Source organism: Herbaspirillum camelliae, assembly GCF_001929405.1.
Taxonomy (GTDB): Bacteria; Pseudomonadota; Gammaproteobacteria; order Burkholderiales; family Burkholderiaceae_D; genus Herbaspirillum; species Herbaspirillum seropedicae.
In genome coordinates this window covers 2,271,999-2,286,350 of record NZ_KV880769.1, presented here as the reverse complement: position 1 = coordinate 2,286,350, position 14,352 = coordinate 2,271,999, and the positions used below count along the sequence as shown (strand labels likewise).

The following is a 14,352-nucleotide window of genomic DNA, read 5'->3' as shown; positions in this document are numbered from 1 at the left end:
TGGCGCGTCGCAAATGTTCAAGAATCTTCAACACGCTGGCTTCCAATGCCTCTGCCACGGACGTTTGAGGCCACGTGGCATTGAGCAAAAAATGCTACGGCGAGCTAAAAATCAATGTTTTCCATGACCTTGCGGTCACATATCCTCACTGCGCCTGCGCCATCACCTCTTGCGGGATGTTCTTGTAGACCTTCTGTGCGTACTTCACGCGCAGCTTGGGATTGCGCGCATTGTAGGCACCCACGGCGTCCCAGGTCAGGCCCATGCGTTGCATGTTCTGGGCCAGGATCCAGGCGCCCACCTGCAGGTTCACGCAGGGGTCGCGCAGGTTCTCTTCGGTCACGCCGTATTTGCGCAGCGTGGGTAGCCAGCTGCTGTTGATCTGCATCATGCCGATGTCGTAGCTGCCGTTCTTGTTCTTGTTCATGGCCTTGGGGTTGAGGTTCGATTCCGTCTTGGCGATGGCGTACAGCAGGTGCACATTGACGCCATACCAGGAGGCGGTCTCGTTCCAGCAGGCCAGCGCCAGGGTCGGGGCATAGCTCAGCGCGGCCAGCATGAGCGCCACGGCTTGCCACAGGAGGCGCTTGCGCCAGCTCGCTCGTTCAGGATGTTCAGGGTATTCAGGGTGTATAGGTTCCATTTGCGTATCTCATCGTTTTGTCGGCGCCGCAGATCAGCGGCACATAGTTGGCATCCATGACCACCGTTCCTACCGGGAACGTGATGTGATTCGTGCCTTCCCAGGGGTCCCACTCCGAGTAGTGACAAGGCGCGCCGGCAACGAAATAGTTGATGCCGACCGAGAACGCCGGGCTGGACGCCCAGCGGTTCACCTGCAGCCCTTCGGTCACCACGTTGTGAGCGGCGTACAGATCGACCGTATTGACGGCATGTGCGGCGTTGACGTCATAGTCGGCCGAGACGGACCCACCTGTACTAATGTCTTGATCGGCATGGATGGTTCCATTGGCCACGATATTCTGCGTGGTGCGCACGTTGCGGGCAGTCATGGTGGCGGGTACGTTGAGATCGCCGTTCTGGTCCACCGCCAGGGCGACCCAGCCGCTGCCGTTGTAGGTGAAGGCGCGCGACAGGCCGGTCACCATGCGCACGTCACCCACGCTGTTACCCGCAGCGGGCAGGCTGGCATAGCTGGCCACGGGATTCTTCCACTGCGTGGGCGAGGTCCAGACGCCGGCCGCGCCGCACACCGCCAGGCCGCGCGTGGCGCTGTCGATGGCCATGCCGGCCTCGGCCACGCCGGCGCTGTTCAGGCAGGACGAGCCCATGGTCACCAGGGCGTTACTGGCCATGCGGATCGGGGTATTCATCCGGTTCAGCTCGGGACGGCCCGGCACCGCATTGCGATAGAGGAAGTCGGCCGCGACCTGCCCCGGTCCGTCATAGAAGAGGTTGGAGGCCAGATGGCCGCCATCGCCGCTGCCGCCGCTCAGGTTGCTGCCGCCGGCGCAGGTGGTGCTGCGATAGAACGCCGTGCTGTTGCTCCAGTTGCTGCCGCGCGCATTACCGGGGTCGGTGGTGCTGATGTAGCCGCCGCCCGGCCCAGCGTTGGCGGCGATCATGGCAATCGCCTTGGCGGGGATGGGCGTGCCGCCGCTGGTGACCACCAGGGCGTCGAACTGCCCTGGCGCCCCCGCCGGGTCAGGCTGGCGGATCAGCAGGCAAGGTGTCTGACCATAGACGTTCTTGGTCAGCGTGCCAGCGGCCAGGAACTTGCCGGCGATGAGCTGCGGTACCCCCACCGCCGTCAGCGACGAGGCGGCGGGCAGCGCGCTCTGCAGACTGGCGCTGTTGGCGGCGATGTACTTCTGCGCGGCCGCCACGATCTGCGACTGGTGATAGGCCGCCTGCTGCCCTTTCACATCTTCCAGGGAGGTATCCATCACACTGGACAAGCCCATCACCAGGGCCGCGCCGATGGCCAGCGCGCCGAGTACTTCGATCATGGCGATACCGCGCTGGCGGTGCACCGGGGGAGGCAATCTGCTGGGTATCTTGTTCATTTCGTCATTGCGAGCCAGACCGGCGCGCCATTGGGAATCGACAGGGAAGAAAGCGCCGCCACCGGGATGTGGGTCTCTCCGTACACCGGTGACTGCAAGGTGGCGTGGGCGCTGTCATAGACGCCCAGCAACACCGAATTGCGCGCCAGCCTGGCCAGCTCAGCCGCCAGGTTGCGCGGCGGCAGGCTGGTGGCGTAGACATAGATGACACCGTCGGCGTCGCGGTAGTTGGCCCAGGACAGCGCCCCGCTCTGCTGGTACAGCCTGCTCCAGGACGGCAGGTAGGCACCGCTCTTGAGGCTGGCGGTCGACACGCTCGTATTGACCACGTCATGGTCGCTGAAATAATCGATCACGGCGTTACGGTAGATGCCCACCTCTTCCGCATCGGCAGAGGCCAGCGCCTGATGGGCCTGATCGACCGTCTGGAGATTGCGGGTGGTGTACACCCCCGCAGCCGCGATCATCACGGCCAGCACTACGACATTCCACATGCACGACTCCCTGGCGATGCGCGCCGCCGGCGCCAGGTCCGGCGGCAAGGTTGGAACACGGGCGTTGCAGACTGGACGTCAGGCCTGCGCTCAGCTGGAGGTATAGACCACCGAGTTGTCCGCCGCCGAGCATAGGCCGGTGGCCTGGGAAGCCGTCACCGGGAACGTCTGGATGGCGGTGCCGCCATTGGCGTTGACCGAGGTCCAGCCGTTGGCACCGGAGAGCATGCTCACGCAGACATCCTTGGGCACCTGCGGATAGGTGATGGTGAACCCGGTGCCGCTGCCCGCCACGGCCACCGTCCCGCCCCAGCTGTTCTTGAGCGCGCCGCCATCGACGGCCAGCGTGCCGGGCACGGCCTTGGCGGCGATCAAGGTATCGACCACCGCCGTGCTGGGATAGGTCTGCCCCATGTAGAGCTTGCGCACCGCCGTGCGCAGGCCGATCACTTCTTCGTTGGCCTGGTTCGATTTGGCGCTGCTGAAGGCCCCGGTCAGCAGTGAGATGGCGCCCATGACCACAATGGCCGCGATCCCCAGGTAGGCAATGCCCTCCAGCAGCGAGGCGCCTTGCTGGCGTTGCAGCGGACTATCGGAACGGATGGCTGGCCGATGGCTGTCTTTTACTTTTTCGTCTTGCATGATGAACCCCTATCAAAGTTGAGTGCCAAGTAGAACTCGTTGAAAAAACCTCGCTTGCGTGGACGTGCCGATGGCTAGTGCGCACGGGCCAGCGCTGCGATTTCCTGCTGGATGCCAAAGAATCCGATCACCAGCCAGCCGATGACCATGGCCATGGTCACCACCGCAAAACCATTGACCACCTTCATGCGCAGGGAAATCATTTCCACCCCCTGCTCCATCCATTCGTCGGCCAGCAGTTTCAGGGCTTCGGCGAAGCCTTTGTATTCGGCATAGACGCACAGGTCGTCGATGACCTCCCGTGACGGGAATCCGTAACCGGTGTTGCGCAAGGCTTCACCGCAATTCAAGCCGGATCGCACACCCAGGAGCGCGCCATCGAGCCGTTCGCGCAGCCACGGCTGGGCCACGCCCGACAAGCGCATGAGCGCCTTCTCGACCGTGACGCCGGCGCTTTGCAGGGCCGAGAACGCCATCAGGAAACCGCTGCCCACCATCAGCCGATAGATCGAATAAGGCGGCGTGCGGTCGACCCAGATGCGCAGGTTGCCGCGCCAACGCGGCATCGATACGATCAGCAGCACGATCAGCAGGGCCAGCGCTACCAGCGTATAGCCCATCCACTGCTGCACCCAAAGCGACATCAGGTACAGCGAGCGTGCCGCGCCATGCCATTTGGCCGGATCCATCATCAGGGTGAACTGCGGGATCACCTTGACCCCGAACAGATAGACGTAGGACAGCACCAGCGCCAGGATCGCCAGCGGATAGGCCATGCCGCCCACGATCACCGAATGGATCTTCTTGCGCGCCTGCACCACGTTGACCACCGCCACCAGGGTGCCTTCGAGCTTGCCGGACTGCTCCCCGGCCATCAGGATCATCTGCTCGGCGCGCGGCGCCCAGCCTTCCAGCGCCTCCGAGAGCAGCCGGCCGTTCTGCACGCTGCGGCGGCAATCATCGAGAATGATCGCCAACGGCTCCTTGGGCTTCTTGCCGTAGTGCGACTCACGATCGCGCAGCTCTTCGAGCACCTTCAGCAGCGGCAAGCCGTTGCTGAGCATCTTGGACATCTTGCGATACAGGCGCAGCCGCGCCGTATCGGTGAACTGGGCCTTGGCCCACCAGCGGTTCAGATCAGGTAGCACTGCGCCCCTCCACCACGGTTAGAAACGGCGCCACCGGCGCGCGTTCGTAGGTCAGATGGCCGACCACCTTCTCGGCCATGCGCGGATCGATCTCGCCGCAGGCCACCTTGTCGATGGCGTGCGCCAGCATCGTCTTGCCGCCCAGCTCGTCGATCCAGTATTGCAGCGCCTCGCTCTTCTCTCCCTGGCGCACCAGGCGGAAGAAGTGATCGTCGGGAATGATGATTTCAGCCACCACGGTGCGCCCGACGGTGCCCTGCCCGGCGCAGTGCTCGCAGCCCGGCCCGGTCACGCATACGCCCTCCAGGCTGGGCGACACCGCCTGGCGCACTCGCGCCAGCACGGCCGCAGGCAGCACCTCCGGACGCGCGGCCAGAGGCTGGCGACAGCACGGACACAGCTTCTTGACCAGCCGCTGGCTGATCAGGCCGGTGACCACCGCATGGTCGGCTACCAGATTGGCGGGCAGGCCCAGATCCAGCAGCCGGTCGATGATCGCCAGGGCGCTGTTGGCATGGACCGTGGTCCAGACCTGGTGCCCCGTCATCGAAGCCCGCAGCGCATTCTGCGCCGTGGCCCGGTCACGCACTTCGCCAATCATGATGGTGTCCGGATCGAGCCGCATGGCGTTCGAAATGGCGGCGGCAAAGGCGCGCGAGCGCTCTTCCTCGCTGCCGGCATTGGTCACCGCAGTCTGCACCGCGCCGTCGATCGGGTATTCCACCGGATCTTCGATGGTCAAGACATGCAACTTGCCTTCGGCCTCGATGATCTCCCCCGTGAGCACGCGCTGCAGCGTGGTGGACTTGCCCGAACCGGTGGGGCCGCTGATGATGTTCATGCCCACCGGCTGTTCCTTGAGTTTCTGCAAGGCGGTCGCATGGGCCTCCGAGAAGCCGAGGGGGCGCAGGTCGATGTTGTCGCCCGCATCGTTGTACAGCAGGCGCAGCACCATCACCGAGCCTTCGCTGGTGGGCACCGTGGCGATGCGTACGCCATACAAGGCCGGCGGCAGCTTGTCGCGATCCGCGATGGCGGCGTCCTGGCGCTCGGTCGGCTTGTACGAACTGTCCGAGACCGAGGTCATGGCGCCATAGAGCGTGGCCAGCAGGCGCTCGCCGTATTCGCGGGTCTGGCCGCCCACCTGCACCAGGTCGTTATGGATGCGGAAATAGATTTCCGTGCAGTTCTTGCGCACCCGCAGGTGGATGTCGGAGGCACGCGAGCGACAGGCCTTGTTGAGCAGGTCCTTGGCCGTGACCTGCATCATGGTGTGTTCCTGGTGGCGCTCTTCCGGCTGCGGCCCGCCGATACGCGTGCTGATGCGGTTCATCCGATAGATCACCGCGATGTCGCCCGGCACCAGCTGGTAGGGCTGCCCCAGGCGCTCCAGCCGTCCGATGTAGGACTGCACATGGGGATTGAGCTCCTGGCCGGCCACCACCAGCAAGCGGCCATCGGCCAGCAGGCACAGCAGCTTGCGTTCTTCCTGGCCGGCTTCGAGCATGCCGGAGTGGCTCAGGATCTGGGCGCCGTCGAATCCCGGAACGATTTCAATGGCGCCGCCGGCAGGCGCGAGCGCCGGTTCGCGGCGGCGTGGCAAGCGCAATTTCATCTTGCTGCTCCCCGTAGCGCTGCCCCCGGCATGCCTGGCGGCGGGAAACTGGGATTGAAGCTGCTGGAGGGCGGCGCGTAGCCCGACAGTCGCAGGCGGCGGCCATTGGACTGCGCCAGCACTTCGCGCTGGCCGATGGAGACGATCTTCATGCCGCCCGGCAGGGTATCGCCCTGTTGCACATCGATGACGCTGCCATCGCTCATCTGCAAGGTCGCATACATGCGCCCACCGATGCCCTCGATGGCCCGCACCACCGGATCGCCCACCACCTCGGCCTGGGTCATGGCCGCCGTCAGGCTCTGCTTGGCGGCGATCTCGTTCTGCCTGCCGACGATGCTGGCCTGGATCTCCAGCTGCTTTTCGCGCGCCTTGAGGACCATGGTCTCGGCCTCGATCCGGGTCAGGCTTTCCGATGTCGTCTCGGCGGCGCAAGCGCTGGCCCAACCAGTGGCCAGCGCAGCCATGGCCACGGTGACCAAGGCGTTGAAATGCTTACTTTGCATAGATCGTTCCCTCCATGATCCATTCGGATCCTTGATAAAGCACTTTGTCGACCCGCACCCCGGGACGGTTGAGAATGCCGGCGATCTCCTGCGGCTCCATGCCGGCGGCATTGAGCTTGAACAGATAGCTGCGCCAGTTCGGCTGCCACTGCTGCTCACCGTTCTGCAGCTGCAACGCGGGCGCCGCCACCACCTTGATGGGCACACCCATCATCTGCATGCGCGAGAGCACCTGCTCCATGGCCTGGCGCTGGTCCTGCAGCTCTTCGTTCTGCGGATTGCCCGGTTTGAGCGCACGCACATAGCTGGCGTGTTCACCGGAGGCGTCCACCTGGGCCTCGGGCAGCTGCTCGCGCAGCATCGCAATGGAAGAGCTCCCGCGCTTCCAGAGGTAGGTCTGCTGGTCCTGGGTGCAGGAATAGGACTCCAGCAACCAGCCGCCTGCGGTCGGATGCACGAACTGCTTCTGGCAGGCGCGCACCAGCATGGCCGGCGCCACCCGCTTGGACCAGGGCCGGGCCGCCGCCGAGGCTTCGCGCAGGATGCGTTCGCGCGCCTGCTGCATGGCGATCTCGCGTTCGCGCTCTTGCTGCTTCTGCTGGTAGAGCTGCCATCCCCATGCGCCCGCCAGCGACAGGGCCGCCAGTGCGGCCACGCCAGCGGCCATGGGCAGCCATGAAGGACGACCGCCGATCTGGCGCAGGCCCCACCATTTGTGGATGCGCAAGCTGCCATCCGCGCGCTGCGGAATGAAGCTGCGGATGTCGCGCGGCTGGAAGTTGTGGAAACCGAAGGACTTGAGCTCTTCCTCGCCCAGCACCACGTTCCAGCCACCGAGGGCGTAGTCGTTGTGCAGGCGATCGAGCACCTCTTCCTTGCTGCCCACGAAGTCGCCGTTGGGCAGGAAGTTGGCGTCGCGCACGGCGAAGTAGATCCAGTTGCCCTCGGGCAGCTTGAACGCCCCCAGCCAGTTGTGGACCGGTTGCTGTTCGCCGTCGTAGAACGCGCCTTCGATGGCCAGCGTCTTCGATACCACCGCCGCCAGCGAATACATGCCGCGCCGCGTCCCTTCCCGCGACTGCGCAAAACCGGCCTGGGCCGTGGTGTGATCCATGCGGATCACCATCAGGTCGGAGTCGATCTTGCGACCCAGGTCGGCCGCCTCGCGGTTCAGTTCGCGCGGCTTGGACAGGGACTGCCAGAACAAGCCGCCGACGAACTTGTGCTTGTCCAGTGTGATGACGATGCTGGCCATGACAACCCTTTACGAGGCAGAGCCCATGGCCACCGGGGTGATCAGCACCACGATCACTTCCTTGTTGGTGGCGGCCGAGACGCCGCCGCCCAGCAGCAGGTTCTTCGGATCCCCCACGCCGCTGCGGCCGAGGTTTTCATCGGTCTGTTCAAAGCCGCTGATGATGAGCGTCTCGTTGGACTTCATCGCCACCCGCTGCAGGAAGTTGCGCGTATCCAGTTCGGGCGATTCGATCAGCGCCGTGGCCCTGCCGGAAGAGTCGGTGCTGGCCGTGATCTGGCGGATGCGGCGCAGCGTCGAGATATCGGTGGAGAACTGCAGCATCACCGTGCCGTTGGTCAGCATGTGCGGCAGGATGCTCATGTTGAAGCCGGCCGTCACCACGCCTGGCGTCAGCGAGGTGGTGGTCCCGACCTGCGCCACCAGCGAGCTTTGCAGCGATTGCAGATAGGTGGTCTGGCGCGCCACCTGCACCGGCACCGGTTGGTTGTTCAGCGTGACCACCGAAGCGGTGGTCTGGCGCCTGACCTTGCCCTGCTGGGATAGCGCCTGGATCACCGCTTGGCTGCCGGAAAAGCCCGAGGTTCCACTACTGGGAATGCCCGCCGTGAACGACACCAGGCCAGTGCTCAATGCACCCTCATAGGCGTTGGCGATGCCGAAGGTGCTGTTGAGGCTTTTGTACACCGCACTCCAGTTGATGCCGTACTGGTCATCGTCGCTCAAGGTGACCGACAGGACCGTGACGTTGATGGCGATCTGGCGCGACAGCGACTTGTTCTCGCCGTCGATGTAGGTGGCGATGCGATCCAGCGAATCAGGGGTATCCACCACCGTGATCGAGCCGGTGGCCGGCGAGGCCAGCACCTTGCCATAGGGCGAGAGCATCACCTTGATGGCCGACTCGATGCCGGTATAGACCGAGAGCTTGGAGGCGACGGCGGTATTCTGCGTGTTGTTGGCATTGACGCCGCCACCGCCGCTGCCCGCACCGCCACTACCACCACTGCCGCCACCGCCATTGGTGCCGGCCGTTCCTCCGGTGGACGTCGCCCCGCTGGTCACGGTGGCCGAGAAGGTGGAGTCGCCCGGAATCGCACTGATCTGGAAATTGCGCGATTCGGTATGGAAGAACTGGATCACCCCTTCACTGAACTTCCAGGACACCCCGAAGCGTGCCGCCGCCGTATCGAGCAAGCCCTTGAGCGAACCGCTGTTATAGGCAATGCGCACGCCATTGGGCAGGTCGGTAAAGGTCGGCTGGGTCTGGCCGGTGCTGGCAGCCGGCCCCCGTCCGGGTTGCACCGGGCTGCTCTGTCCTTCACCCGGTGCGCCCAGGGGCAACGGCAGCATGGCGACCGGCGCACCGCCGCCCGGAGATGGGGCCGCGCCCATCATGCCAGGACGTAGAGGCATGCCGCCGCCGCGCAGTCGGAAGGCGGCCGAGGAGACCTCCAGCGCATCCGGCGTCACCTTGCTGGGCACGCCGGAGCGCAAGGTGATGCGTTCGGCCAGTTCGGTCAGCGAATTGATGGTGCGGTCGAAGGTAGTCGGCTCATAGAAGATCGGCGGCAACGAGGGCTGTCCCAGCTTGATGGCGGTCTTGCCCAGCCAGATGCCGGACTCGTGCTTGACCAGCGGAGTGGAAGGCAGCACCGAACCCGGCGCGGTGCGACCGACATCGCGGCTCAGCCGCGTGGCGCGATCGCCTTCCTGGTTGACGTTGCCCTCGATGCGATCAGCCAGCGCACTGCAGCCCGCCATCACCACCACCAAGGGCAAGAGGATCGGCAATTTCATGGATGCCAGGTTCATTACTCGCTCCCTTTGGCAATGATGCGCAAGACCTTGTTACCCTGATAGAACACCGCCTTCATCGGAATCTCGGCGCCTTCCATGCTGCGCGCCACGATGGCCACGGCCTCCTCGAAGGTGCCGCTGACGCGGGTGCGGGCTTCCACGGCGTAGTCCACCGGCAGCTCCCACAGCAATTGCCAGCCAGCCGCCGCAGCCCAGCGGGCCATGGTGGCGTTGAGGGTCTTGTCGGAGACGATGATTTCCCAGTCACGCGTGGCGCTAGCGGCAATGCCCACAGCTGCCGGCGCAACCGACAATGGCGTGGCGGCAGGCAAGGTGCTGGCAGCGGTCGATGGCGTATCGGCTGCGGAGGCGGGCGCGTCGGTCACGGTTGCAGCCTGTCCCTTCTTGCGCGAGGCGCTGTCGCGTACCGTCTTCTTATCGATCTCCGCCTTGGCCAGCATGAAGACCGTATCGACGGCCGGGCCTTGCGTGAGGCAATCGTCGGCCGCGCCGGTGTCGCCGGCGAGCAGCTCGAAACGTTGGTCGATTGCGCTGGAGAACGACAGCGCCGAAGCGACATCGGCCGGCGCTGCGATCCCCGCGGCGCGGACTTCTCCGGCCGCGCCCAGGGCGGCCAGGAACATGAGGGCACAGGCGGCGCCCAAGGGGCCACTGCGATGCTTGCCTGCTGTGATCGTGCGATTCATATGCTTCCCATGAACATCATCGTTAAAAAAAGGCAAACGCCGTCCCCGGCTCCCTGCGGAGTCCTGGTCGCACCGGCGGACGACGGCCGCCAGCGCCATCGATGTCGCCGACCTTCTGGTACGTTCGTTGCTGCTGAGTGATGCTGGTTGGTACTGGCTGGTGCTGGTTGTGCCGATTGATGATTGCTACCGTTGCATCTTCCTCACCGCATCGCCTGTCGTTGCGACAGACGAGCTCTACATCGGCGCGGTACGCCTCGCGATGAGCCACTTCCCTGCAGGACTGTTGCTGCGTCCTGTCTGTCAGGCTTGTCGCAGATATTAACGAAAAGCCGGAAAAAATTTCTCAACAAATATGACCGCCTGGAACTGGATGGCGGACATCTTTCCTCTCCGGTCCAGATCCCTGTCTTGCGATCCGTATGGAGCCCCCTTGCCTTTTGCTACCTTTGTTGCTGCTCTTGTCACTAGCTTTCTTGCCACCCGGCGCTGCTCTACCGGTCACTGACGCCAGGTGATCTATCCATGAGTGCGGATGCTCACCTGGGCGGTTCCATCGTTGAGGAAATATTTTTCTCGCCGAGCACAGCCGCGCTACAGCATGCCCACGCTGCCCGGTCGCGCACACCGGTTGGCGGTCTTGCGCAAGGGCATGCGTACCCCCATCAGCGATCCGCCAGCCGGGGCCGCCGCCGTGGCGGGTTCTTCCGCCCTGGGCGTGGCCGCGCCTACAGGCAAGGGCAGCATCACCGGCGGCGCACCGCCGGAAGTGGCCGCCCCGGCGGGGGCCGGCAGTGGCAGCGAAGTCTGGTTCGGCGCCGGTACGGGAGCGCTGGGCATGCCGGGCGCATTCGGCGGCAGCGACGGCGCAGCCGCAGCTGCACCTGCAGCCCCCGCCGTCGCATTGCCAGCACGCGCGGCAGTAGCATTGGAAGCCAGGCGTGTTCCATCGAAGCTGGTAATGCGCGGCGTGATCAGGAACAGACGCTCGCGGGTGCTGTTGGAGCGCGATTCGCTGCGAAACAGTCCGCCCACCACCGGCAGGTCGCCCAGCAGCGGCACCTTCTGCTTGTTACGGATGAGCGATTCGGCACGATAGCCGCCAATCATCAGGGTCTGCTGTGCATCGATGATGGCCTGGGTGTTGATGGTGGAGCGGGTCACGCTGGCGGCGATGGTGGACGCGCCGGTGCCGCCGGAAGAGTTCGCTCCACTGTCGTTGTTGCCGTTGTTGAGTGAACCGTCTTCGATGTCGACCTCCAGCCGCACGCGCGTCTGCCCGCCATCATCGATGATGCGCGGGATCACCCGCAGCATGGTGCCGGCGGTGATGTCCGACATGTCCGCTACGCGCTCGCCGATCAGGGACACGTAGGCGCTCTGGCTCAGGTCCAGCACGGCCGCCACGTTGTCCAGCGTCAGCACGGTGGGCGTGGCCAGCACGCGCGCTTCGCCGTTGGACTCCATGGCCTTGAGGCGCGCATAGAAGCGGGCCGCATCGCTGATGAGCAGGGTCGCGCCCGGCAGCGGCAGGTCGGTGCCGCTGGACTGCGTGGTGGTGCCGTTGACGGTGGTATTGACCACCCCGGCCCGCGCGCCCCATTCCACGCCCATCTCGGCCAGGCGGCTACGGTCGATGTCGACGATCAGCGCCTCGATCTCCACCTGCTGCGGCTTGACGTCGAGCTGGTTGATCAGGGCGGCGTACATGTCGCGCTTGGCGATGTCGTCATAGATCATGATGGCGTTGAGGCTGGAATCGGCTTCGATGCGCGGCGGCTGCTTGCCTTCGGCTTCCTGCGCAGCGCTCGCGCCTGCGCCGGCATTGTCGTTGCCCGCGCCGGTCATGAGCTGATTGCGGCCATTGCCGCCCGGCGGCGAGAACAGCGGCGTAAAGCGTTGGCCCGAGGACTCCGCTGCGGCCTCGTCGCCGTCGCCGCGAGCAATGCGCCCGGTGCGCGAGCGCTTGCGGCTGTCGGCGTCGAAGCGGTTGTTGCCGGTCACCTTCTCACCGCCGTGCGCGCCCATCAGCAGATTGGTCAAGATGGTCTTGATGCCGGGAATGGTCTCTGCCTTGCCACGTGAATTGATGACCCGGTCATTGGCGCTGGCGTACTTCAGGCGAAACAGCATGATCTGCCGTCCGCGCAGCTTTTCCTTCTTGCCGGCCGGCATCAGCACCTCGCGCGCCAGGTCCACATAGACCCGCGGACCGCTGACGATCACCACGCCTTCGTCGGGAAGCTCGCCCCAGCCGAAGCGTTCGTCGAACAGGCCCAGGCCCACCAGCGCCGCCTTGGCGTCCATGACGGCGTCCTCCCCGACCTGCATGCGCGAGGAGGTGTTGTCGGCCGCCGGGGTTACGTACAAGGTATCGTTGTAGACGAACCAGCGCATCCTGTGCGCGCCGGTAAGCCGGTTGAGGAACTCGACGCCATTGTCGGCCTTGAGCCGGCCCTTGACGATCTGGGCGCCGTCGGCGCTCAGGTTCAGGCGCACGCCATAGGTACGGCTGAACTCCTCCAGCACGCCGCGCACCGTCATGCCATTGGCGCTGATGGAAAAGCCGCCGTCCTTCCAGGCCGGCGGCACGGCGGCGTGCAAGGTGGTGCCCCACAACAGCAAGCCTGCCAGCAGCAAGCCCATGCCCCAGGATTTGATGATCTCACGCGCTTTCATGATGTTCCCCCGTTGAGGGCCGCGCGCATGCGCAGCTCGGCCCGGTTTGCCTCTTGCGCCGGCCGCGCCGTGGACGGCTTCATCGCCACGCGGCATAAGCCCGCCTGGTTGAGGATGTCCTCCAGCGCCTCGGCCACATCGACCCAGGTCTCGGCCTGCGCCAGCCAGCGATTCAATACCAGCGCCCCGCTGTCCTCGGCAATGGCCAGGCCGGCCTCAAAGTCGAGCGCGCACTGAAAGCCGCTGCGCATGGCCTCGGCGATCTGCGCCTGGCTGGGCTCGCGCAGCAGCACCAGCACCAGCTCGGCGCCGTCGTCATCGACCAGCAGGCAGACGCTTTCACCGCCGATGTCGATCGGCTCGCCCAATGGCAGCGCTTGCAGCCACTGCTCCATTTCCTGGGAAACCATCGCCTCAGCGGGTTTCGTTGAGGACGGTCTTGAGCGGCTTCTGCATCAGGCCGAACTGGGCCGTCATGGCAGTGCGGGTCACCGACTGCTTGCTGAGCAGATCCATGAATTCGGCGGGATCGGGATGTTCGCCATCGGCCTGGCGACGATTGAAATCGCTCAGTTGCGCAGCAGTGGAATCGAAACGGGTATTGAGCTGGCGCAGGTTCTGCAGGAAGGGATTGGATTGGGCTGACATGCTCTGCTCCTCGAGGGGCCGGACCGGCAAGCGGCTTGTGCTGCGGTGGTCCGGCGGTCGGTTGACTAAGGTGGTTCTCTCGATAGGTAACACCAGCAGTCATCCGGTTCGCCTGGAAAAGTCTCAACTTTGTTCGCCGTCCTCCTCTTCCTGGTCGGGATCGTCATTCGGTTCATCGTCCTGACCGACGCCGGACGTGTCCTCCTTCGCACCGCCTTCCGGCGCATTCCATTGCTGTAAGGTGGCGCGCAAGGCCTCGGCCGCCAGGCTGAAGTCGGCGCGCCATTCGCCGCTGGCCGCCTCCAGCCGGCAAGTGCCGGGCGCAAGCCGAGGGTCGGCGCGCACTTCCCATGGCAAGGCATCCTCCTGCGCCAGGCCAGCGGCATCGTCAGGATGCAGCCAGGCCACGGCCTCGGTCAGCTTGGGCGGTGCTTCTTCGCGCACGCGCCGGCAGGCGGCCAGCACACGTTCGCGGGGCACGGTATCGGCCAGCAGGCGCTCGAAGATGGACAGGGCCAGATCGACCGCCAGAGCGGCGACGCCCTCGAGCATGCTGGCCTCGCGTTCGCGCAGGCGCGCCAGCAATTGGCCGGCTTCGTGGGCGATGCGCCGCTCTTCATCCTGCAAGGCCGCCAGCGCGTCGGCCCGGGCCTGCTCGCGAATGCCGGCGGCCTCGGCCTGGGCTTGCTGCACCAGCTGCGCGGCGGCAAGGCGGGCGTCTTCGGTCACCAGGAAATCGACACTGCTCACCACGCCGTGGCGCGGTCGCAGGCTGGGCGGCAGGCAAAGCTCTGCGGCAAGGAATGAAGGGGTCGCTGGCGCCACGTAAGA

Annotated in this window: 14 protein-coding genes; all 14 read right to left on the bottom strand. The window is 65.1% G+C overall.

Going from position 1 to position 14,352, the window contains the following annotated elements; genetic code table 11:
* Nucleotides 1-145: 145 nt before the first annotated feature.
* A complete protein-coding gene (locus BGK68_RS10225) occupies nt 146-643 on the bottom strand; it encodes a lytic transglycosylase domain-containing protein (RefSeq protein ID WP_013232851.1) in 498 nt (165 codons plus the stop codon).
* Nucleotides 624-2,027 (bottom strand): shufflon system plasmid conjugative transfer pilus tip adhesin PilV, encoded by a 1,404-nt coding sequence (gene pilV / locus BGK68_RS10220; RefSeq protein WP_075257010.1) that lies wholly within the window; start codon nt 2,025-2,027, stop codon nt 624-626. The genes BGK68_RS10225 and pilV overlap by 20 nt, the downstream gene beginning before the upstream one ends.
* Complete coding sequence (pilM, locus tag BGK68_RS10215; RefSeq protein WP_075257009.1) at nt 2,024-2,521, bottom strand: type IV pilus biogenesis protein PilM; 498 nt, start codon at nt 2,519-2,521, stop codon at nt 2,024-2,026. Before pilM ends, pilV begins: the two co-directional genes overlap by 4 nt.
* Nucleotides 2,522-2,611: 90 nt before the next feature.
* Nucleotides 2,612-3,163 (bottom strand): type 4 pilus major pilin, encoded by a 552-nt coding sequence (locus tag BGK68_RS10210; RefSeq protein WP_075257008.1) that lies wholly within the window; start codon nt 3,161-3,163, stop codon nt 2,612-2,614.
* Between the two features lie 74 nt (nt 3,164-3,237).
* Nucleotides 3,238-4,311, bottom strand: coding sequence for a type II secretion system F family protein (locus BGK68_RS10205; RefSeq protein ID WP_013232847.1), 1,074 nt, complete (start codon nt 4,309-4,311; stop codon nt 3,238-3,240).
* On the bottom strand, nt 4,301-5,926 hold the full coding sequence (locus tag BGK68_RS10200; protein WP_075257007.1) for a GspE/PulE family protein: 1,626 nt from the start codon (nt 5,924-5,926) through the stop codon (nt 4,301-4,303). Before BGK68_RS10200 ends, BGK68_RS10205 begins: the two co-directional genes overlap by 11 nt.
* Entirely contained in the window at nt 5,923-6,432 is a 510-nt protein-coding gene (gene pilP / locus BGK68_RS10195; RefSeq protein ID WP_075257006.1) for a type IV pilus biogenesis protein PilP, read from the bottom strand. Before pilP ends, BGK68_RS10200 begins: the two co-directional genes overlap by 4 nt.
* On the bottom strand, nt 6,422-7,687 hold the full coding sequence (gene pilO2, locus BGK68_RS10190) for a type 4b pilus protein PilO2 (protein ID WP_075257005.1): 1,266 nt from the start codon (nt 7,685-7,687) through the stop codon (nt 6,422-6,424). Before pilO2 ends, pilP begins: the two co-directional genes overlap by 11 nt.
* 9 nt (nt 7,688-7,696) lie before the next feature.
* Entirely contained in the window at nt 7,697-9,502 is a 1,806-nt protein-coding gene (gene pilN / locus BGK68_RS10185) for a PilN family type IVB pilus formation outer membrane protein (protein ID WP_083657777.1), read from the bottom strand.
* The gene (locus BGK68_RS10180; RefSeq protein ID WP_083657776.1) at nt 9,502-10,194 is read right to left on the bottom strand and encodes a toxin co-regulated pilus biosynthesis Q family protein; all 693 of its coding nucleotides are present in this window, start codon (nt 10,192-10,194) and stop codon (nt 9,502-9,504) included. Before BGK68_RS10180 ends, pilN begins: the two co-directional genes overlap by 1 nt.
* A 594-nt stretch (nt 10,195-10,788) precedes the next feature.
* Nucleotides 10,789-12,873 carry a type III secretion system outer membrane ring subunit SctC gene (sctC, locus tag BGK68_RS10175; protein WP_075257004.1) on the bottom strand — a complete coding sequence of 695 codons (2,085 nt, stop codon included), beginning with the start codon at nt 12,871-12,873 and terminating at the stop codon, nt 10,789-10,791.
* The gene (locus tag BGK68_RS10170) at nt 12,870-13,283 is read right to left on the bottom strand and encodes a hypothetical protein (protein ID WP_075257003.1); all 414 of its coding nucleotides are present in this window, start codon (nt 13,281-13,283) and stop codon (nt 12,870-12,872) included. The genes sctC and BGK68_RS10170 overlap by 4 nt, the downstream gene beginning before the upstream one ends.
* 4 nt (nt 13,284-13,287) lie before the next feature.
* Nucleotides 13,288-13,521 carry a hypothetical protein gene (locus BGK68_RS10165; protein WP_075257002.1) on the bottom strand — a complete coding sequence of 78 codons (234 nt, stop codon included), beginning with the start codon at nt 13,519-13,521 and terminating at the stop codon, nt 13,288-13,290.
* 123 nt (nt 13,522-13,644) lie between these two features.
* The gene (locus BGK68_RS10160; protein ID WP_083657775.1) at nt 13,645-14,346 is read right to left on the bottom strand and encodes a FliH/SctL family protein; all 702 of its coding nucleotides are present in this window, start codon (nt 14,344-14,346) and stop codon (nt 13,645-13,647) included.
* Nucleotides 14,347-14,352: the final 6 nt, after the last annotated feature.

Bases quoted from the DNA above. Each gene is read 5' to 3' on its own strand.
- BGK68_RS10225 (WP_013232851.1), bottom strand. From the start codon at position 643: ATGGAACCTATACACCCTGAATACCCTGAACATCCTGAACGAGCGAGC.
- pilV (WP_075257010.1), bottom strand. From the start codon at position 2,027: ATGAACAAGATACCCAGCAGATTGCCTCCCCCGGTGCACCGCCAGCGC.
- pilM (WP_075257009.1), bottom strand. From the start codon at position 2,521: ATGTGGAATGTCGTAGTGCTGGCCGTGATGATCGCGGCTGCGGGGGTG.
- BGK68_RS10210 (WP_075257008.1), bottom strand. From the start codon at position 3,163: ATGCAAGACGAAAAAGTAAAAGACAGCCATCGGCCAGCCATCCGTTCC.
- BGK68_RS10200 (WP_075257007.1), bottom strand. From the start codon at position 5,926: ATGAAATTGCGCTTGCCACGCCGCCGCGAACCGGCGCTCGCGCCTGCC.
- pilP (WP_075257006.1), bottom strand. From the start codon at position 6,432: ATGCAAAGTAAGCATTTCAACGCCTTGGTCACCGTGGCCATGGCTGCG.
- pilO2 (WP_075257005.1), bottom strand. From the start codon at position 7,687: ATGGCCAGCATCGTCATCACACTGGACAAGCACAAGTTCGTCGGCGGC.
- pilN (WP_083657777.1), bottom strand. From the start codon at position 9,502: ATGAACCTGGCATCCATGAAATTGCCGATCCTCTTGCCCTTGGTGGTG.
- BGK68_RS10180 (WP_083657776.1), bottom strand. From the start codon at position 10,194: ATGAATCGCACGATCACAGCAGGCAAGCATCGCAGTGGCCCCTTGGGC.
- sctC (WP_075257004.1), bottom strand. From the start codon at position 12,873: ATGAAAGCGCGTGAGATCATCAAATCCTGGGGCATGGGCTTGCTGCTG.
- BGK68_RS10170 (WP_075257003.1), bottom strand. From the start codon at position 13,283: ATGGTTTCCCAGGAAATGGAGCAGTGGCTGCAAGCGCTGCCATTGGGC.
- BGK68_RS10165 (WP_075257002.1), bottom strand. From the start codon at position 13,521: ATGTCAGCCCAATCCAATCCCTTCCTGCAGAACCTGCGCCAGCTCAAT.